This window comes from Brevundimonas diminuta, from assembly GCF_050310045.1.
Lineage (GTDB): Bacteria > Pseudomonadota > Alphaproteobacteria > Caulobacterales > Caulobacteraceae > Brevundimonas > Brevundimonas diminuta_F.
Genome location: NZ_CP190005.1, coordinates 2,661,947 through 2,681,997 on the forward strand (window position 1 = coordinate 2,661,947; position 20,051 = coordinate 2,681,997).

Here is a 20,051-nt window from a genome sequence, read left to right on the forward strand (position 1 = left end):
GCGCGAGCCGCGTCGCGCCCAAGTCCATAAGTGATTTGAGGGCAGCGCATACGCGCAGAATGTCATCTTTACAGCATGCTCCGCATGACCGCATCTGGCGCATCGCAGCTAGGACTTACTCCAAGAAATTGGACCTCGACCGAAAATCCATCCCAATCCCTCAGCATTGGACCATGACCTGGTCGACTGCTTTCCGTTATCGTGATCTCGAAGCCGCGAAAGAACTCAATATGAGCGAAACGTTCATCCATCAGACACCACATGGCGACGTTGCTCTGAAATTCGACGACGATGAACAGGTGACCATTCTGTCGCCGACGGAGGTGAAAGTCGGCGAGTTGACCCATCGCGAGGTTGACGAGGACGAACCGATGGTTCGGCTGATCACCCACATTTTCTTGGAGGGCGACGGCGGTCGCTATCAACGCGCGGGTGTGATGGAGCGCGCGCTGGTCGAGTTGCAGGCGTATGGATACCGGATGCTCTGCCGACCTCACGATGGCATTTGTCGAGATGACGGCAGCCATCTTACGCAGGACGCGCCGGGCTTCTTCGCTCGCATGGAATCTAAGAAGCTCGTGGGACGCTACGAGTAGTGAGCCCGGGCCACGGCGCCAGCCGCGATATGGAAGATCAAGTCGGTCATGTCCTGATCGGCGAGCGGACGCTCGGGGCCACGCTGTCGCAGTCCGACGGACGTCTGTCCCTTCATGTCGCGCTGGGGGGCGGTGAGCGGCTCGATCTGCCCGAGGACGGCCTCATGCGGTTTCGTGCGGCGACCGGCTATTTCACGCTTCTCGGTCTGCGCGAGGGCGCGTCGCGTATGCTGCTAGGGGTCGCCGGCTCGGCCACTGTGTTGGTGCATCACGCGATCAAGAGCGCGGATTTCACCTCGCTCGACGACGTCCGTTCCGCGACTTGGATGCTGTATGTCGAGAACCTGCCGGAAATCCACCACGTTAACGGCTTCCGACAGGAGTTGGTGTTCGGCCATGACGGATCGGCCCATGTCAACTGGAGCTACTCATCGCCGGGTGCGGTGACGCTCGACTGTCCGACGGCGGGTCTTCAGGTCGCATTAGGGCAGGATGCTAAAACCCGCAGCGAGACGCGAGATCAGGCGACAATGACGTTTGCCTACCCGATGACCGTGACCTTCCCCGAGGCGGTCGGCCTGTACGACGCCCTACCAGTCCTCCATCGCATCCGGCAGTTTTGCTCTCTGATAATGGGGCGTGTCCTCGATATCGAACGGGTCATCCTGCGCCTGCCGCTGGAGGGCAGACGGTCCCATGACGCTGAGGTCTTCGGCATTCACCCGGTCAAACGGTCAGATCGGCCTGGACACAGGATCGCGGCCTTCGACGATCCGGCGGCTCTGGCCACTCTGCTGGACGCCTGGCTCGACCGGGCCGGTACGCTTGAGGAAGCAATCGACCTCCATTTCGAAGCGCTAGAGAAGGAAGATCTCGGCTTGCCGCTGCGCTTCCAGCAGTTCGTCCAGGCGATTGAGGCCGCACACCGCCGTTCGGGTGCGCCGGTCGGCGATCCGATCAACGTCGACGCCGTGGTCGAGACACTCAGGGAGCGGGGCGTCGCCGACGGCATGATTGACCGCGTGAGGGGCATGCTGGCTCATGCGCACGAGCCTGGCTTGCGCCAACGGTTACGGGCCTACTGGGACACCCTTGCGCCGGAATTGGCCGTACTCCGCCCTGATCTCCGGCGGAACCCCTTCATTGACCGACTAGTGGTGACCCGCAACTTCTATGCGCATGGGCTGGATCTGTCGTCCGAGGTTCTTGAGCGTGAGGACCTCTGGGACGGCACGGAGTTCCTGAAGGCCATGTCCCATCTCGTCCTGCTTCAGGCGATCGGCGCCGATATCTCGGGCGTCGGCCAACGCATGCTCGATGAGCGGTTCGTCCAGTTCGCCATCCGTGCCTAAGCGCTTCCACCACACTCCGCGTGCCAAGTCCGACACACCGAAACCTCGGGGCACGCGGAGTGTGGTGGAAGCGCTTAGGTCAAACGAGAGAAGCCAACATTCTCTGCAGTGTAAGAGCGCGGCCAGTCTCGTATGGGTCCGGTTCTAGGCCACCTGTGAATGTCCGCTGCTGGCGCCACGCCGCCAAATGACACCTGCATGGCGTTTCGAAATCTTGTGGGTGATCTCTCCGGATGGCGCGGTCAGTATTCCATGTTGGCGTGGCGATCGAACTCATAGGCCAGCCGGTCCGCAAGGGCTTCCATCTGGTCGAACGAGGTCATGGCCTGCGCGTACCGGCCGTCTTGGGCATAGGTCAGGATCAGAGGGTGGCCATGGTTCATGATGTAGAGCTCAGCCGGCTCACGCACGCCCGACCAGAGGTGGGCGACGAAATCCCGCAGAAGCTGGAGGGCTTGTTGATCGCGATAGGCTGCGCCGGCTCCTAGGCCGAAACGAGCCCCGCCTTTCTGATCAAGGATTCGCAGGGGAACCGCACCTGCCGTCGAGTGGAAACTGAAGGCCTCACCATCTTTCCCGAAGGAGCCGTGGGCGACGAAGTTGCGGACTTGCCGCCGTACCTCAAGCAGCTTGTCGAAATACGCCTTGTCCGCAGGAACATCGATGTCGAGCGCGGCTTTGAATTTCGTTTCCCAGTCTGCCCGCGCCAGATCCCGGACGGCCTCTCCCGTTGTGTAGGCACCTCGCAGGATGGCGATCAGGATGAAGACGTGCTCCGTCCAGCTGAAAAAGCTTTCGATTGCGGACAGGGCGTAGTGCCCTGCCTCCTCTCGCAGTTCGTGCGCTGGCCAGTGGACGGTCCACGAATTCGGGCCCGTGTCAGTCCGGATGCTCTCCTTCTTGCGCGCCTCGGCCTCCGATGACCGGGCGTCGTACAGGTCGGCGAAGAACACGAACCGCCCGAACAGCGATGGCGCCCTATTGACGACATTCAGCGCCGAGGCCTTACCGGCCTCCTCGGCCAGCCAAGTGAAGTAGGCCTTTGACGACTTGACCCCTCGGTGGAGCAGGCGCGCTACCGTCTTCGCCCCCTCCAGATCTTCCGGCGTGCCGCCGCCGAAGACCCCAAGTCCGAGTTTACGGTGCTCGATTAGGAAGGCCCGGCCGTGGAGATCGATCGGCACCGACCAGGCGACCTTCTCGAACCGGCCATTGTCCCGAAAGCCCAGCAGGTCGACCAGCAGAAAGCGCACGAGGTAGTAAGGCGGCAGGGCATCCGACGAAGCAAGGCGTTTGGCGCTGAAGAAGAAATCCTTCGGCGCCGTCGTCTGGGCGTTGGCGGGTTGCAGCGGATCGAGCGCGCGTTGCGCGGCTGCCCGCACCCGCTCCAGATCGAACCCTGCTGCGTTTGAGCGGACTTCAGTCATCGCGTCGAAAGTCCAAGGCAAGTGAGCTGCGTATATCGAACTAGAGTCGTGTTCTCGCAGGGGCGTCAATGTCCACCCCTGGCGCTTAGGGGAAATCCCGCGATCCTTGCAGAATGCGCACGTCGCGCGGGTGGCGGTGCGACGGTTGTCGGGACAGTTGCGGGGAATGATGTCGGCGAGAGCCAGTTGATGTCGGCTTCGTGGTCTTATGACAGGTGGGCGGTCTGATAATCGGCTGCGACGTGGTCGCTCAAAGGCATCAGGGGTAGGCGCGCGTCGAACTCCGCGTCCAGTTCGCCTGCACCACGTTCGCGCGCTTCGGCGGGAGGCGATGATTCACTTTCGATGTCAGATGAGCTTTCGGATGCCCCTGATCGGGAGATGATGCGGAGCCTCAGGTACTGAGCGCGCTACCGTTTAAACGGTCAGACTCTTCTGAGGGAACTTGAGGCAGTCTGCGCTCCAGCCTCAGATTGACTTCTAGTAAGTGACTGATCTTGAACGGCCACGGCGGGCACGAAACGTGCTTTGGAAAGCAGCCAGCTTTGTAAAGCTCGGAAGAAAGGCCCTGTGACGGCATGCGCCGTCCAACTTTCTCTGTCGGAGTCCAGTCTGTTGTGACATCCGACACGAAGTGGCGCACCCGAAGAGATTCGAACTCCTGACCCCCAGATTCGTAGTCTGGTGCTCTATCCAGCTGAGCTACGGGTGCGCACCGCCTTGCGGGCAGGGCCGGGTATCTAGCGGGTCGCTTTCGGACTGGCAAGCGGCTTTTCTCAGAAAATCTTGAGAAAATGCAGGGTTGGCCTGAAGGGGCTGCGGGCCTAGGCATAAAGGCCCCTGCAACGTGCTGGAGAGATTGCGTGCGCGCCTTGTCATTTTCCCCTGTCCGCCCTGCGCGCAGGATGTCCATCCTCGTCGCCGGAGCCGCGGCTGCGGCCCTGTTGTTGAGCGGATGCGCCACTTCCAGTCTTGATGCGGGTGCGGACGGGGCGGCCTTCAATCAAGCCGGAGCGGAGCAGAACCTCGCGCGTGGGCCGTTCGTGTCGGCGGCCAATCCTCTGGCGGTTGATGCGGGGATGAAGGTTCTGGCGCGCGGCGGGTCGGCCGTGGATGCGGCCGTGGCCGTGCAGGCGGTGCTGGGTCTGGCCGAGCCGCAGTCTTCGGGTCTGGGCGGCGGCGCCTTCATGATGTTCTATGACGCCGACAGCGGCGCCGTCACTGTCTATGACGGGCGCGAGACGGCGCCCGCCGCCGCCACGCCTGAACTGTTTTATGAGAACGGCAAGCCGCTGGCCTTTGTCGATGCGGTGTTGAGCGGACGCTCGACCGGGGCGCCGGGCGTGGTGCCCATGCTGGCGCTAGCGCAGAAGCAGCACGGCGCCCTGGCCTGGTCGGAACTGTTCGGCGACGCCGAGAAACTGGCGCAGGACGGCTTTGTCGTCAGCGAGCGTCTGGCGGGGATGATCAATGGCGATGCGCCTCAGGCCAAGACGCGCTGGGCGACCGAATACTTCACCAAGCCGGACGGCACGCGCTATCAGGCGGGCGAGACGCTGCGGAACCCGGCCTATGCCGAGACGGTGCGCCGCATCGCCCGTGAAGGCGCCGCCGCCCTGCAGCAGGGCCCGCTGGCCGAGGCCATCGTCGCCGCCGTGCATGAAGGCCCGCGCCCCGGCGCCCTGGCCACCGCCGATGTCGCCGGTTATCGCCCGGTCGTGCGCGAAGCGGTGTGCGGCCCCTATAAGATCTACACCATCTGCGTGCCGCCGCCGCCGTCCAGCGGGGCCTCGATCCTGGAGCTGCTGGCCATGGCCGAGCAGACGCCGGATATCGACAAGGGGCCGAACAGCCCCGAGGCCTGGGCTGCCTTCGGCCAGTTGCAGCGACTGATGTATGCGGATCGCGACCGCTATTTCGGCGACCCGGATTTCGTCAGCGTGCCGGTCGCGGGTCTGCTGGACCCGGCCTATGTCGCAGAGCGCGCGGCTCTGGCGCCGGGTCTTCGCGGTGCGGCGCCCTATGGCGTGCCTGCGGGGGCGCCCAACGTCGGCGCCGACGCCACGCGCGAACCGGCAGGGACGTCGCATCTGGTTGTCGTCGACGCCAAGGGCAACGCCGTCAGCATGACCACCACGGTCGAGAGCCTGTTCGGTTCAGGCCGGATGGCGGGCGGCTTCTTCCTGAACAACCAGCTGACCGACTTCTCCATGGTCCCGACGGCGTCGGACGGCACGCCCGCGGCCAACGCCGTGGCGGCGGGCAAGCGGCCGCGCTCGTCCATGTCGCCGGCGCTGATCCTGGATCGCGAGGGGCGGCTGGTGGGCCTGCTGGGCTCGCCGGGCGGTTCGTCCATCCTGGCCTATAACGCCAAGGCCCTGATCGGCGCCCTGGCCTGGGGCCTGCCTCTGCAACAGGCGTTCGATCTGCCGAACCTGGTGGCCAAGGGCGACGGTTTCGGCGCCGATACCGAAGGCTTCCCCGCCGCGGTGCGTGAAGGCATGGCGGCGCGCGGCGTCGTGCTGCAGCCGAACACGACCGAAACCTCAGGCCTGCATGGCGGCCTGTGGCGCAACGGCCGCTGGGACGGGGCCGCCGACAGCCGTCGCGAAGGCGTGGCGCGCACGCACTGAATGATGGCCCACTGAAGATGACCTGGAGCAGGCCTGTTGAAGGTCTGCTCCAGATCTGACGGCATGGCCCGTCAGCGCGCGGCCTTCCGTGCAGAACGGATTCATCTGTCGCTCCCAGCCGCCGTTAAGCGAGCAGGAATAGCAGCCCGACAGCATGACGCAGGGGCCGGTCACGGCCAGAAGCTTCCAGATACGATCAGTCGTCATCTTTCCTCGGTCGCCTCATTAAAGCGTGGAGCCGTAGGCGTCGGACGCGTCCGGTGCAGCTTGCGCGCGACTTGTGCATTTCAAGAAAACACCTCTTGAACAAGCGGACACAAGTGTCCACTTAGCGCGCCATGACACGCCCCATGCGACAGGACGCCGCGGAACGACGCGAGAGGCTGCTGAAGGCGGCTGAGGAAGCCTTTGCGCGTGATGGGCTGGATGCGCCGCTGCACCTGATCGCCGAACAGGCCGGGGTCGGGCGGGCGACGCTGTATCGCAACTTCGCGGATCGGTCCGAGTTGGCGCTGGCCGTCTTCGTCCAGCAGATCGAGGGTCTGGGGCACCGCACGCGAACGCGGCTGGACGACCCGGACGCCTTCATCTGGTTTCTGGAGCAGGTGACCCGGCTGATGCTGGACAATGCGGGCCTGTCCAGCGCCATCCGCGACCTGAAGGACGAGGCCCTGGCCCCCATCCGGCGCGGCATGAAACAGGCGGGCGCCGAAGCCCTGGCCACGTCGCAGGCGGCGGGGCGGGTGCGCGGCGACCTGACGACCGAGGACATCCGCGTCATCACCCTGATGCTGGGTGCGCCGTCGCGCACCGTGGCGCCGCAGGATCGCGAGGCCCTGAGCCGCCGCTCGCTGGAGCTGGTGCTGGACGCCATCCGCCCCCGACCCGCCGACCATTCGGGCGAGGCCGCATGAGCCGCCGCCACTGGGACCTGCCGTGGGAGGATTACCTCGCCACCCTGAAACCGCATGAGCGGCCGGTCCTGCCCGGTTCGCCCGCGACGCCGGATCATACGACGCCGTGGCGGCTGGCCTATGGGCTGGTGGGCGTTCTGGTCGCCCTGACCGGTCAGCTGGGCAATGCGGCGGTGACGGCCAGCGTGCCTCAGCTGGCAGGCGCCCTCGGCGTGACCACGACCGAGGCGGCCTGGCTGCCCGTGGTTTTCATCATGACCAACGCCTGCATGAACCTGCTGCTGGTCAAGTTCAGGATGCAGTACGGCCTGCGCCTGTTCGCCGAGATCATCATGATCGTCTTTCTGGCGACGACGGCGGCCCACCTGTTTCTGGAGGACTTCGGCTCGACCCTGGTGGTGCGCGGCGTGGCGGGTATGGCGGCGGCGGGGATGTCGACGCTGGGCATCCTCTACATCATCCAGGCCTTTCCGGCGCAGCACCGGCTGAAGGGGATCATCATCGCCGTCGGCCTGTCCAGCCTGGCCATTCCCTTGGCGCGGCTGGGGGTCATGCATCTGCTGGATCTGGACCAGTGGCGGGCCTTCTATATGTTCGAGCTGGGGCTGGTGCTGATCGCCCTGCCCGCCGTCTTCGCCCTGCGGATGCCGCCGTCGCAGCGGGTGCGGGCGTTCGAGAAGCTGGACTTCCTGACCTTCGCCCTGTTCGCGCCCGGGGTGGCCCTGCTGACGGCGGTGCTGGGGCTGGGACGCATCGTCTGGTGGACCGAGGCGGCGTGGATCGGCTGGGCGCTGATCGGTGCGATCATGCTGCTGACCGCCGCGGTGCTGATCGAGTACAACCGCGCCAATCCCCTGATTGATCTGAAGTGGCTGGCCGGGCGCGATCTGGTGCGGCTGCTGCTGGCGATCCTGCTGGTGCGGATCGTGCTGTCCGAGCAGACGACGGGCGCTGTCGGCTTCCTGCAGCAGATGGGTCTGGCGCCGCAGCAGATGCAGGGCCTGTTTCTGATCATGCTGATCGCCACAGCGGCCGGGACGCTGGTCAGCGCCATGACCCTGAACCCGATGAAGCTGTGGCGGCCCATCTCCATCGCTCTGGTGATGATCGCGGTCGGCGCCTTCATGGACAGCCATGCGACGGTGCTGACGCGCCCGACCCAGCTCTATTTCAGTCAGACCCTGCTGGCCTTCGCCGCCGCCTTCTTCATCGGCCCGACGATGATCCTGGGCTTCGGCAAGGTGCTGCAGGGCGGGGGCAAGAACATGGTCAGCTTCATCGTCCTGTTCTCGATCGGCCAGAACGTCGGCGGCCTGCTGGGTTCGGCGCTGGTCGGCACGGTGCAGACCCTGCGCGAGAAGTTCCACTCCAATCAGCTGGCCGAGGGCGTCGGACTGGGCGACCCCGAGACGGTGCTGCGCCTGCAGCAGCTGGGCGGCGCCTACGCCCATGTCATCGGCGATGCGGCCCAGCGTCAGACCGAGGCCCTGCGCCTGTTGCAGCAGCAGATCAGCCAGCAGGCGCAGGTGCTGGCCTATAATGACGTCTTCCTGCTGATCTCGGGGGCCGCCGCCATCGGCGCCGTCTGGGTCGCCTTCAACCATTTCGGCCCCGGTCTGGAGGCGCGTCGCGCCGCCCGGCGCGAGGCCCGCAAAGCCGCCGGGGCCGCTGCATCCGCAGCCGCCGCCACTGATTGAACCGGACATCCGAATGACCGACGCCCCTCCTCCTCCTGCGCCCTCCGCCCCAGCACCTGCACAGCCTCCGGCCGCACCGGCTGCGCCCGCTACGCCGCCGCCGTCGAAAGGGCGTCGCGTGATGTGGACCGTGGTGCTGATCGCCATCGCCCTGGTGGGCGTGGGGCTGGTGCTGCACGCCTGGCGCCTGCCGCCTTTCTCGGGCGGGCCGCAGACGACGGACAACGCCTATGTGCGCGGTCAGGTAACGATCATCAGCCCGCAGGTCAGCGGCTATGTCACCTCGGTCGAGGTGCAGGACTTCCAGACGGTGAAGCAGGGTCAGCTGCTGGCCACCATCGACGACCGCATCTATCGCCAGCGGCTGGAGCAGGCGCAGGCGTCGCTGCATTCCGCCGAGGCCGCGCTGGCCAACTCGGCCCAGAGTCAGGCCTCGGCGCGCGGATCGGTGGCCCAGACGCAGGCCGGCATCGCCGCCGCCCAGTCGGCCGTGACCAAGGCCCGCGCCGACGCCGCGCGCGTGCGCACCCTGTTCGACGGCGGCTGGGTCGCTCAGGCCCAGGTCGACGTCGCCCAGAACGCCCTGCGTTCCGCTGAAGCCCAGTTGGCGCAAGCCCGCGCCGCCGAGGGCGTGGCCCAGACCAGCGTCACCTCGGCCGTGGTCAGCAGGGGGTCGCTGGAGGCCGCCGTCGAGAACGCCCGCGCCCAGGTGCGGCTGGCGCAGATCGACCTGGACAATACCCGCATCACGGCCCCGCGCGACGGCCGTCTGGGCGAGATATCCATGCGTCAGGGCCAGCAGGTCGCGGTCGGTACGCAGATGGCCGCCCTGGTGCCCGACGTCGTCTGGGTCACGGCGAACATGAAGGAAAACCAGATGCGCGACGTGCGCGTGGGCCAGCCGGTGAAGATCACCGTCGACGCCCTGGGCGGGCGGACCCTGACCGGCAGGGTCGAGCGCATCTCGCCCGCGACCGGGTCAGAGTTCAGCGTCATCCGCCCCGACAACGCCACCGGCAACTTCACCAAGGTGGCCCAGCGCATTCCCGTCCGCATCGCCGTCGATCCGGGTCAGGAGGGGATCGAGCGCCTGTCGCCCGGCATGTCGGTGACAGCGCGGATTCACGTGCGCTGAACCGGCCGCGCGCCGACATTAATGTTGCAGCGCGAGAAACCTTTTCTGAACGGGGTTGCGTCAGGCTGACGCAGGCCGCATCTGGGCGCGATGACCAGCGCCCCTTTATCCGCGACCGAGGCTCGGCCTCCGCTTCCTGCGAAGGGGCCGCGTTTCGCCGAATTCGTCTGCCTGATCGCCGTGATGATGGCGCTGAACGCCCTGGCGATCGACGCCATGCTGCCGGCCCTGCCCTATATCGGCGAAGACCTGGGCGTGGCCAATGAGAACAGCCGCCAGTGGGTGATCACCGCCTATCTGCTGGGCTTCGGCGGGGCGCAGCTGTTCTATGGCCCGCTGTCGGATCGTTACGGCCGTCGACCGGTGCTGTTCGTCGGCATAGGCCTTTATGTGGCGTTCAGCATACTGGCGGCCTTCGCCCACAGCTTCGACATGCTGATCCTGTCGCGGATCGGCATGGGGATCGGGGCGGCGGCGACGCGGGTTCTGGCCGTGTCCATCGTGCGCGATCGCTATTCCGGCCGGACCATGGCGCGGGTCATGTCGCTGAGCTTCCTGGTCTTTCTGGGCGTGCCCATACTGGCGCCCGCCGTGGGGCAACTGGTCATGCTGGTGGCGCCCTGGCCGTGGATTTTCGGCGTCTTCGCTCTGTCGGGCGGGGCCTTTCTGATCTGGGCCGGCCTGCGTCTGCCCGAGACCCTGCATCCCGAAGACCGGATGCCGATCAATCTGGGCCGCATCGCGGGCGCCTTCCGCTTCGCCCTGACCCACCGCACGGGCATGGGCTACACCCTGGCGATGACCGTCATCACCGGGGCGCTGTTCGGCTTCATCAACTCCTCGCAGCAGATCTTCTTCGACGTGTTCGAGGCGCCGGGCCTGTTCCCGGTCGTCTTTGCTCTGGTCGCAGGCGGCATCGCCGTGGCGTCGATCCTGAACGCGCGTCTGGTCGAGAAGCTGGGTTCGCGCCTGATCGCCCACACGGCCCTGATCGGCTTCATCGGCTTCAGCGCCCTGCACGCCGTGATCGCCTGGACCGGCCACGACAGCCTGTGGATGTTCGCCGCCCTGCAGGCCTGCAAGATGTTCTGCTTCGGCTTCATCGCCGGTAATTTCGGCTCGATGGCGATGGAGCCGATGGGCCATATCGCGGGCACGGCCTCTTCGGCGCAGGGCTTCATCTCCTCGATCGGCGGCGCCCTGCTGGGCTTCGCCATCGGCCAGCAGTTCGACGGCTCGACCGTGCCGCTGACGGTCGGCTTCCTTATTCTCGGCGTGGCGGCCCTGCTGCTGGTGTTGGTCGCGGAAAAGGGGCGGCTGTTCAAGGCGCATCACCTGCCGCCGCCTGCCGCAGCCGGGTGAAGGGGTTGATCTTTCCGGCCTGAGAGCGCCTGTTCTCCGTAGAAAATACGGAGCGTTCCATGACCCTGAAGCCGGTCGGGCGGGTTTCCGCCCTCGCCCTCATCACCGCCCTCGCCGCCTCGCTCGGCGCCTGCGCCACGACAGCGGACAGCATTCCGATGTCGCCATTGGTCCCGGCCGCGCAGGTCGCGCCGGCCGCCGCCTATGTGAACGACCCCCACTCCTACGCCCGACCGGCCGAAGCGCGGGTGACGCATCTGGATGTCGACCTGACCGCTGACTTCGCGGCGAAAACCCTGTCAGGCCGTGCGACGCTGGACGTGACCGGCCGCCCCGGCGCGACCGAGGTGGTGCTGGACGCCAAGATGCTGGACATCAAGGGCGTGACCGACGCGCGCGGCCGTCCGCTGGAATGGAGCCTGGGCGCCGCCGACCCGATCAAGGGCCAGCCGCTGAGCGTGCGCCTTCCCGCCTTCCGCGGCGGCGAGACGCAGAAGATCGTCGTCGCCTATTCCACCCGGCCCGGCGCCTCGGCCCTGCAATGGCTGACGCCGCAACAGACGGCAGGCGGCCAGAAGCCCTATCTGTTCAGTCAGGGGCAGGCGATCCTGACACGCACCTGGATCCCGACGCAGGACAGCCCCGGCGTCCGCCAGACCTACAGCGCCCGCATCGTCGCGCCATCCGACCTGACCGTCGTCATGTCCGCCGAGCATCTGACCCCGCAGGGCGAGGCGGCGGGCAGCGGCATGAAGGCGTGGCGCTTCAAACTGGATCAGCCGATCCCGCCCTATCTGATCGCCATCGGCGTGGGCGATCTGGCCTTCGCCCCCTTCGACGGGCGCACCGGCGTCTGGACCGAGCCGGGCCAGCTGAAGGCCGCCCAGTGGGAGCTGGAGCCGACCGCCCGCATGGTCGACGCGGCCGAGGCGCTCTACGGCCCCTATCGCTGGGGCCGCTATGACCTGCTGGTCCTGCCGCCCAGCTTCCCGTTCGGCGGGATGGAGAACCCGCGCCTGACCTTCGCCACCCCGACCATCATCGCCGGCGACCGGTCGCTGGTGTCGCTGGTGGCGCACGAACTGGCGCACTCGTGGTCGGGCAATCTGGTGACCAACGCCACCTGGGCAGATATCTGGCTGAACGAAGGCACGACCACCTATTTCGAGAACCGCATCATGGAGGCGCTTTACGGCCGCGAGCGCGCCCTGCAGGAACAGGCTCTGGCCTGGAACGATCTGGTCGCCGAGATCGCCGTCACCGATCCGGGCGACACCCGCCTGCATCTGGACCTGACCGGGCGCGACCCGGACGACGGCCTGTCGGGCATTCCCTATGACAAGGGCGCGGCCTTCCTGCGCACCATCGAACGCATCGTAGGACGCCCGACGTTCGACGCCTGGCTGCGCGGATATTTCGACCGACACGCCTTCCAGCCCATGACCGACGTGGGCTTCCTGAAGGACATCCGCGAGCATCTGGTCAAGGGCGACGCCCGTCTGGAAGCCGAGCTTCAGCTGGAGAACTGGATCTATCAGCCCGGCCTGCCGTCCAACGCCCAGGCGCCGGTCTCTCACGCCTTCGAGGCCGTGGATGCGGCGGCCAACGCCTTCTACGTCGCCAAGGGTCCGGCGTCGGCCGTGCCGTGGAAGGACTGGAACACCCAGCAGCGCCTGCGCTTCCTGTCGTGGCGGCCCGAAGGTCTGAAGCCCGGCGCCGACTGGCTGACCTCCGCCCAGATGGCGGACCTAGAACAGACGCTGAAGCTGGACAGCGAAGGCAACGCCGAACTGACCTTCGCCTGGCTGCAGGCGGCGCTGGCCAACCGTTATGAGCCCGCCGTCGCCACGGCCGAGCGCTTCCTGACCACGCAGGGACGGCGCAAATTCGTCCTGCCGCTGTTCCAGACCCTGTGGGCCGAAGGCGACTGGGGCCGCCCCATCGCCACGCGCATCTACGACAAGGCCCGGCCGCTTTATCACCCAGTCACCGGCAATTCAGTCGATCAGGTGGTGGGGCGTTCGTAAGGCCCCAAAGCCCTCCCCCTCAATGAGGGGGAGGGGACGCGCTTGACGGCGGGCGCGGCTGCGGCTCCCCTGCGCCGCGACTGGAGGCGCTGATGATCCGAACCCTGAAGACCCTGCCGCTGGCGGTTGCGCTGATGCTGGCCGCAGCCCCTGCCGCCTATGCCCAGAACCTGTTGATCCGGGGCGGGACCATCCACACCGGCGATGAGGCCCGGCCGACCGCCGAGGTCGTGGTCGTGCGAGACGGGCGCATCGCCTATGTCGGGGCGGCGGACGGCGCGCCGTCGGCCGAGGGGTTGGAGGTCGTGGATCTGAAGGGGGCGGCGCTGTTCCCCGGCTTCACCGATGGCCACGCCCATCTGAACGGCATCGGCTGGCGCGAGATGACGCTGAATCTGGAAGGCGCCGCCTCCATCGTCGAGGCGATGGCGCGTCTGACCGCCTGGGCCGAGGCCCACCCCGAGGGCGTCATCGCCGGGCGCGGCTGGATCGAGACGCACTGGCCCGAGAAACGCTTTCTGACCGCCGCAGATCTGGATGCCGCCGCGCCGGGACGGGTCGTGCTGCTGCGCCGCGCCGACGGCCATGCCCTGGTCGCCTCCAGCGCCGCCCTGACCGCCGCCGGGGTCGATGCGGCGACGCCTGCGCCCTCGGGTGGAGAGATTCTGAAAGACGCCGCCCGGCGGCCGACCGGCCTGCTGGTCGACGCGGCCCAGTCTCTGGTGGGCGCCCTGAAGCCGGAGGCTGACGAGGCGGCGACGCGCGAAGCCTATCGCGCGGGCTTCAACGTCTACGCCCGCTATGGCTGGACCGGCGTCCATTTCATGAGCGCGCCGTGGGAGGACGTGCCGCTGATGGAGCAGATGGCGCGCGACGGCGAGGCGCCCCTGCGGGTCTACAACAGCATCGACATGAAGGACGCGCGCGCTCTGATGGCGGGCGGCCCGCGCGATGCGGGCGACGGGCGGATCATCACCCGCGCGATCAAATTCTACGCTGACGGCGCCCTGGGCTCGCGCGGGGCCAAGCTGTTCGAGCCCTATGCCGACCGGCCGGATACGTCGGGCCTGATGCTGACCTCGCGACAAGAAGTGATGCCGCTGTATCAGGAGGCGCTGCGGACCGGCATCCAGATCGCCACCCACGCCATCGGCGACCAGAGCAATCACGATGTCGCCGTCTGGTATGAAGAGGCGCTGCGTTCCGTGCCCAAGGCCGAGTGGAAACTGGCCGATCCGCGCTGGCGCATCGAACACGCCCAGCTGATCCGGCCGCGCGACTATCACTATTTCGACGAGCTGCCGATCATCGCCTCGATGCAGCCCAGCCACGCCATCGGCGACCTGCATTTCGCCGCCGACCGTCTGGGCGACGCGCGGCTGGACGGCGCCTATGCCTGGCATACGCTGGTGGATCGCGGCGTGATCGTGGTCGGCGGCTCGGACGCGCCGGTCGAGCGGGGCGATCCGCTGATCGAGTTCTACGCCGCCGTAGCGCGCCGCGACCTGAACGGCTTTCAGGGACCGGACTGGCGCCCGGACGAGGCGGTGGACCGGGCGACGGCGCTGAAGATGTTCACCCTGTGGCCCGCCTACGCCAGCTTCCGCGAGAATGAACTGGGCACGATCGCGGTGGGCAAGCGCGGCGACTTCACTGCCTTCGACATCGACCTGATGACCGTCCCCGCCGCCGACATCCCCAAAGGCCGGGCCGTGCTGACGGTCGTGGACGGGCGGATCGTCCACCGGGCCGATTGATCCGGCGGAATCCCGTCCCTTCTCGTTGCGGGCAGGGGCCGCTTCGGTTAAGCCCCGCCCATAGGATTTTCGCCTCCGGTCGCCCGTTGCGGCCGGGGCTTGGCGTTTGGAGCGTCTGAGATGGCTGATTTCGCCCCCGGTCTGGTCACGGTGTTCGGTGGCTCGGGCTTCATCGGAACCCAGGTCGTGCGCGCCCTGGCCCGTCGCGGCTGGCGTGTGCGTGTCGCCGCGCGCAACGCCAAGAGCGCGCCCGTGCTGCACATGGCCGGCGACGTCGGCCAGGTTCAGGTCCTGCGCTGCAACATCACCGACAAGGCCGCCGTGGCTGACGCGGTGCGCGGCGCCGACGCCGTGGTCAATCTGGTCGGCATCCTGTTTGAGACGGGCGGCCGCAAATTCCAGACCCTGCACGTCGAGGGCGCGGCCAATATCGCCGAGGCCGCGGCGGCCGCTGGGGTCAAGCGCCTGACCCACATCTCGGCCATCGGCGCCGATGCGAACGGCGCAGCCGACTACGCCCGCACCAAGGGTGAGGCCGAGGCCGCCGTGCGCGCCGCCTTCCCCGGCGCTGTGATCGTGCGCCCGTCGATCGTCTTCGGCTCGGGCGACCAGTTCCTGAACCGCTTCGCCGCCATGGCCAGCTGGTCGCCGGTTCTGCCGCTGATCGGCGGCGGCCAGACCAAGTTCCAGCCCGTCTATGTCGCCGACGCCGCCGAGGCCGTCGCCCGCGCCACCGTGGCCCCCGACGCCGAAGGCCAGACGTTCGAGCTGGGCGGCCCGTCGGTCTGGACCTTCGAGGACATCCTGAAGTTCATCCTGCGCGAGACGAACCGCCGCAACATCCTGCTGCCGCTGCCCTTCCCGGTCGCGCGCCTGATCGGTTCGCTGGCCCAGATCCCGGCCGTCATCGGCCTGCGTCCCGCCCTGACCCGGGATCAGGTCGTGCTGCTGGAGAGCGACAATGTCGTGTCGCCGGGCGCCAAGGGGCTGGCCGATCTGGGCGTCGAGCCTTCGGGACTGGAAGCGATCGCGCCGAACTACCTGTGGCGCTATCGCGACGGCGGTCAATACGCCGAAAACCCCGCCGCCTGATTTGCCTGACTTCGGCGCGTCTTCCTGACTCCGTCATCCTCGGGCTTGACCCGAGGATCGAGTGAAGACGCGCGCTCTCGGCTTCATGCGCCCTGCCGATGGTCAGCCCGATCCTCGGGTCAAGCCCGAGGATGACGGCTTAGGGGGCGTTGTTTCTACAGACCGCCCGTCAGCGCCAGTCCGATGATGCCGACCACGCCCACGGCGATCCGCCACCAGGCGAAGGGGCCGAAGCCGCGCCGCGACACGAAGTCCAGCAGGAATCGCACCACCGCCAGCGCCGAGATGAAGGCCGCCACAAAGCCGATGGCGATCAGCCCCATGTCGTCGAAGCTCAACACATCGCGGCTCTTGAACAGGTCATAGGCGACCGCCGCCCCCATGGTCGGCAGGGCCAGGAAGAAGCTGAACTCGGCCGCCGAACGCTTGTCCGTGCCCAGCAGCAGGCCGCCCGCGATGGTGGCGCCCGAGCGCGACACACCGGGGATCATGGCCAGACACTGGAACAGGCCGATCAGGAAATAGACCCGGAACGGATAGCGTTCGGCGTCCAGATAGCTGGGCATCTTGTTGACGCGGTCCAGCCACAGCAACAGCACCCCGCCGACGATCAGGGCGACGCAGATCACCAACGGCGTCTCGAACAGCACCGTCTTGATGAAGCCATAGGCCAGAAAGCCGATCACCACGGCGGGCATGAAGGCGATCAACAGACCGATCAGGAAACGCCGCGCCTCGGCATCGACCGGCCAGCGCGTCGCCAGATGCCACAACCGCTTGAAATAGACGCTGATGATGGCCAGCAGGGCGCCCAGCTGGATGACGATCTCGAACGTCTTGCCCGTGCTTTCAAAGCCGAGGAAATGCCCCAGCAACAGCATATGGCCCGTCGACGAAACCGGAATGAACTCGGTCAATCCCTCCACCAGACCCAGAAGGATCGCCATCAGCCAGTCCGCCATGAATGCTCCGTCTCGGTCTTTCTGGTCGCAGGGGGTTCAGGCCCGCCTGCACAGCGGCCCCTTTCGCCCTTCTTAGCGCCCTGCGGCAGTCCCCGCCATTGGCGCGGGCGTCGTTTTGCGCGACAAGTGTGAGGAAATGACGACCTCCCCCCTCGACGCCGCCCATGAGACCACGCGCCGGATCACCACCCTGTCGGTGGCCGCAGCCGTCCTGCTGATCGTCATGAAGGCCTTTGCGCTGGGGGCGTCGGGCTCAGTCTCCATATTAGCCAGTCTGGCGGATTCGACGCTGGATCTGGTCGCATCGCTGGCGACCTTCTTCGCCGTGCGCTGGGCCGCCGCGCCGCCGGACGACGACCACCGCTATGGCCACGGCAAGGCCGAGGGGCTGGCGTCGCTGGTGCAGGCGGGCATGGTGCTGGCGTCAGGCGTCTTCATCGGTTGGGAGGCGATACAGCGCATCTTCGACCCGCGCCCCGTCACCTCGGGCGGGTGGGCCGTCGGGGTCATGGTGCTGGCCATCATCGTCACCGCCGCTCTGGTGTGGATGCAGACGCAGGCGGTGAAGAAGACCGGATCTCTGGCCGTGGCGGGGGACCGCGCCCACTACGCCGCCGATCTGGCGGCCAATGTGGTGGTGTTGATCGGCATCATCTCAGGCTCATTCCTCAAGGCGCCGGGGCTGGATGCGGCCGCCGGTCTGGTGGTGGCGGTCTGGCTGGCCTGGGGGGCGGTCAATCTGCTGAAGGACGCCTCAAGCCATCTGCTGGACCGCGCGGCGCCCGAGGCCGACCGCGCCGCCATCGTCGCCGCCGTCACCGAAGACGCCCGCATCGCCAACGTCCATCAGCTGCGCACCCGCATGGCCGGTCAGGCCCTGATGATCCAGATGCACATCGACCTGGACCCGGACCTCAGCCTGAAGGCCGCGCACGACATCATACTGGCGGCGGAAAAGCGGGTGCTGACGGCCTATCCCCACGCCGACATCCTGATCCATCCCGACCCGCGCGGCGCGGCCGAACCCCATGGGGGCGCCTTCGTCGCGCCTCGCCCGACGACGCCAGATGCAGGGCCTGATGCTCCATCGCCCGACGCCCCTGCGAAACCTTCCGGCCCCTGGTCCTGACCGCCTGCGACAATCGCGCGCGGTAAAGAGGGTGTTAACGCGCACAGGGGCATGAAGACGGACAATGACCACGCCCGCCGTCCTCTATCATTTCGCCTTCCACCCAGCCTCGCGCGCGGCGCGACTGGCGTTGGGCGAGGCCAAGGTCAGCTATGGCGAGGAGCCCGTGCGCCCGTGGGAGGACGACTGCCCCCTGTTCGAGTTGAACCCCTCGGGCATGCCGCCGGTGCTGAGCATGACCGAAAAGGGCCGCAGCCTGACCCTGTGCGAACTGGACGCCATCCTCGGCTGGCTGGAGGATCGGACCAAGGGCGATTTCCTGCTGCCCGCCGACGTAGCAGAACGGGCCGAGGCGCGGCGTCTGGCGACCTGGTTCAGCCGCCGCTTCACCGATGAGGTCGACGCCGTCCTGCTGCATGAGCGGATGGAGAAGCCCCTGCTGCGGCTCGGCCCGCCCGACGCACGGATGCTGCGCGAGGGGCGCGAGGCGATGAAGGCCCATCTGGCCTTGCTGGAGTCTCTGGCCGCCGGGCGCGAATGGCTGGCGGGGCGCCGCCTCAGTCAGGCCGACCTGATCGCGGCGGGACACCTGTCGGTGCTGGACTATTTCGGTGAGATTCCGTGGGCGTCGTGGCCGGCGCTGAAGCTGTGGTATTCCAAGCTGAAGTCGCGCCCCTGTTTCCGGCCGCTGCTGAGCGACCGATTCCCCGGCGTGCATCCGGCGCCCTGGTACGCCGACCTCGACTTCTGAGGCCCCTCAGGGCTAAAGCGCCCTCATGGCGGCCGATCCCCGCATCTTCATCCGACAACGCGCCGCCGAACTGGGCTTCGCCGTGTGCCGCTTCGCCTCGGCCAGCGATCCGTGGAGCGCGGGCGAGAAGCTGGCCCACTTTGTCGATGCGGGCCGTCACGGCGACATGGGCTGGATGGAGACGACGCTGGAGCGCCGCGCCCACCCCACCGCCATGTGGGACGGGGCGAAGACGGCCATCGTCCTGGGCATGAACTACGGCCCCGACGAAGACCCACGGCCTGAGCTGGAGGAAACGTCGGCGGCCTATATCTCCGTCTATGCGCGCGGCGACGACTATCATGAGGTCATCAAGGGACGGCTGAAGATCCTGGCCGGTCAGATCGCCGCCCGGCTGAAGGAGGAGGTGAAGGTCTTCGTCGACACCGCCCCCCTGATGGAGAAGCCGCTGGCCCAGCGCGCAGGTCTGGGCTGGCAGGGCAAGCACACCAACCTCTTGAGCCGCACCCATGGCAACTGGCTGTTTCTGGGCGTGATCCTGACCGCCGCCGAGATCGAGCCGGACGAGACCGAGGTCGAGCATTGCGGCCGGTGCACCGCCTGTCTGGACGCCTGTCCGACGCAGGCCTTTCCGGCGCCGTTCCAGATCGACGCCCGGCGGTGCCTGTCCTATCTCACCATCGAATATGCGGGCGCCTGGCCGCGCGAGTTCCGCACGGCGACGGGCAATCGCATCTACGGCTGCGACGACTGTCTGGCCGCCTGTCCGTGGAACAAGTTCGCGCAAGAGGCCTCGGAGGCGCGGCTGCAGGCGCGCGACGCGCTGAAGTCGCCGCCGCTGGCGGACCTGCTGGCGCTGGACGATCCCGCCTTCCGCGCCCTGTTCACCAAGAGCCCGATCAAGCGCATCGGGCGAGACCGGTTCATCCGGAACGTGCTGTATGCGACGGGGAACTCAGGCGAGGCGGCGTTGATCGGGGCGGTCGACCGGCTGCTGGACGACCCGGCGCCGGTGGTGCGCGGCGCGGCGGCTTGGGCGCTGTCACGTCTGACGCCGGAACGGTTCGAGGCCGAACGCGCCGGGCGGCTAGCGCTGGAAACGGACCAAGACGTCAGACAGGAATGGTCCTTCTCCCCTTGAGGGAGAAGGTGGCTCGCGCAGCGAGACGGATGAGGGGTGATAACGCCGCAGTCTGAAGGTTCGGCCACGACGACGC

15 protein-coding genes and 1 tRNA gene are annotated in these 20,051 nt (G+C 67.2%); 13 read left to right on the top strand and 3 right to left on the bottom strand.

Annotation, left to right across the window (positions count from 1 at the left end; translation table 11 throughout):
* Positions 1-173: 173 nt before the first annotated feature.
* Both ACORJG_RS12850 and ACORJG_RS12855 read left to right on the top strand, forming a co-directional pair.
* Complete coding sequence (locus ACORJG_RS12850) at positions 174-596, top strand: hypothetical protein (protein WP_409019858.1); 423 nt, start codon at positions 174-176, stop codon at positions 594-596.
* A 29-nt stretch (positions 597-625) separates the two neighbouring features.
* Positions 626-1,948, top strand: a complete 1,323-nt coding sequence (locus ACORJG_RS12855) for a HEPN domain-containing protein (RefSeq protein WP_427789547.1) — start codon at positions 626-628, stop codon at positions 1,946-1,948.
* A gap of 242 nt (positions 1,949-2,190) precedes the next feature.
* Here the strand turns inward: ACORJG_RS12855 and ACORJG_RS12860 are convergent, their stop codons facing one another.
* Both ACORJG_RS12860 and ACORJG_RS12865 read right to left on the bottom strand, forming a co-directional pair.
* Positions 2,191-3,375, bottom strand: coding sequence for a hypothetical protein (locus ACORJG_RS12860; protein WP_409019861.1), 1,185 nt, complete (start codon positions 3,373-3,375; stop codon positions 2,191-2,193).
* 635 nt (positions 3,376-4,010) lie between these two features.
* Positions 4,011-4,087 (bottom strand) — tRNA-Arg (locus tag ACORJG_RS12865).
* Positions 4,088-4,280: 193 nt separating this feature from the next.
* Here ACORJG_RS12865 and ACORJG_RS12870 point away from each other — a divergent pair.
* The 8 genes from ACORJG_RS12870 to ACORJG_RS12905 all read left to right on the top strand — a co-directional run bounded on the left by ACORJG_RS12870 (position 4,281) and on the right by ACORJG_RS12905 (position 15,992).
* Positions 4,281-6,008 (top strand): gamma-glutamyltransferase family protein, encoded by a 1,728-nt coding sequence (locus tag ACORJG_RS12870; RefSeq protein ID WP_427789549.1) that lies wholly within the window; start codon positions 4,281-4,283, stop codon positions 6,006-6,008.
* 350 nt (positions 6,009-6,358) lie between these two features.
* Entirely contained in the window at positions 6,359-6,922 is a 564-nt protein-coding gene (locus ACORJG_RS12875) for a TetR/AcrR family transcriptional regulator (protein ID WP_427789551.1), read from the top strand.
* Positions 6,919-8,619 carry an MFS transporter gene (locus ACORJG_RS12880; RefSeq protein ID WP_427789553.1) on the top strand — a complete coding sequence of 567 codons (1,701 nt, stop codon included), beginning with the start codon at positions 6,919-6,921 and terminating at the stop codon, positions 8,617-8,619. Before ACORJG_RS12875 ends, ACORJG_RS12880 begins: the two co-directional genes overlap by 4 nt.
* A 13-nt stretch (positions 8,620-8,632) precedes the next feature.
* Positions 8,633-9,754 carry an HlyD family secretion protein gene (locus ACORJG_RS12885; protein WP_427789555.1) on the top strand — a complete coding sequence of 374 codons (1,122 nt, stop codon included), beginning with the start codon at positions 8,633-8,635 and terminating at the stop codon, positions 9,752-9,754.
* A 90-nt stretch (positions 9,755-9,844) separates the two neighbouring features.
* Complete coding sequence (locus ACORJG_RS12890; protein WP_427789557.1) at positions 9,845-11,116, top strand: multidrug effflux MFS transporter; 1,272 nt, start codon at positions 9,845-9,847, stop codon at positions 11,114-11,116.
* Between the two features lie 59 nt (positions 11,117-11,175).
* Positions 11,176-13,143 (top strand): M1 family metallopeptidase, encoded by a 1,968-nt coding sequence (locus ACORJG_RS12895; protein WP_427789559.1) that lies wholly within the window; start codon positions 11,176-11,178, stop codon positions 13,141-13,143.
* A 92-nt stretch (positions 13,144-13,235) separates the two neighbouring features.
* The gene (locus tag ACORJG_RS12900) at positions 13,236-14,900 is read left to right on the top strand and encodes an amidohydrolase (protein ID WP_427789561.1); all 1,665 of its coding nucleotides are present in this window, start codon (positions 13,236-13,238) and stop codon (positions 14,898-14,900) included.
* Positions 14,901-15,020: 120 nt separating this feature from the next.
* The gene (locus ACORJG_RS12905) at positions 15,021-15,992 is read left to right on the top strand and encodes a complex I NDUFA9 subunit family protein (RefSeq protein WP_427789563.1); all 972 of its coding nucleotides are present in this window, start codon (positions 15,021-15,023) and stop codon (positions 15,990-15,992) included.
* Positions 15,993-16,147: 155 nt separating this feature from the next.
* On the opposite strand, the gene ACORJG_RS12910 is transcribed toward ACORJG_RS12905, so the two are convergent.
* Entirely contained in the window at positions 16,148-16,954 is an 807-nt protein-coding gene (locus tag ACORJG_RS12910; protein ID WP_427789564.1) for an undecaprenyl-diphosphate phosphatase, read from the bottom strand.
* A 136-nt stretch (positions 16,955-17,090) separates the two neighbouring features.
* On the opposite strand from ACORJG_RS12910, the gene ACORJG_RS12915 reads away from it, so the two are divergent.
* The 3 genes from ACORJG_RS12915 to queG all read left to right on the top strand — a co-directional run bounded on the left by ACORJG_RS12915 (position 17,091) and on the right by queG (position 19,975).
* Complete coding sequence (locus tag ACORJG_RS12915; protein WP_427789566.1) at positions 17,091-18,083, top strand: cation diffusion facilitator family transporter; 993 nt, start codon at positions 17,091-17,093, stop codon at positions 18,081-18,083.
* Between the two features lie 64 nt (positions 18,084-18,147).
* Positions 18,148-18,834: a glutathione S-transferase family protein gene (locus tag ACORJG_RS12920; protein ID WP_427789568.1), complete on the top strand. Its 687-nt coding sequence runs from the start codon at positions 18,148-18,150 to the stop codon at positions 18,832-18,834.
* Positions 18,835-18,859: 25 nt separating this feature from the next.
* Positions 18,860-19,975, top strand: coding sequence for a tRNA epoxyqueuosine(34) reductase QueG (gene queG / locus ACORJG_RS12925; RefSeq protein WP_427789570.1), 1,116 nt, complete (start codon positions 18,860-18,862; stop codon positions 19,973-19,975).
* The last annotated feature ends 76 nt before the right edge of the window (positions 19,976-20,051 follow it).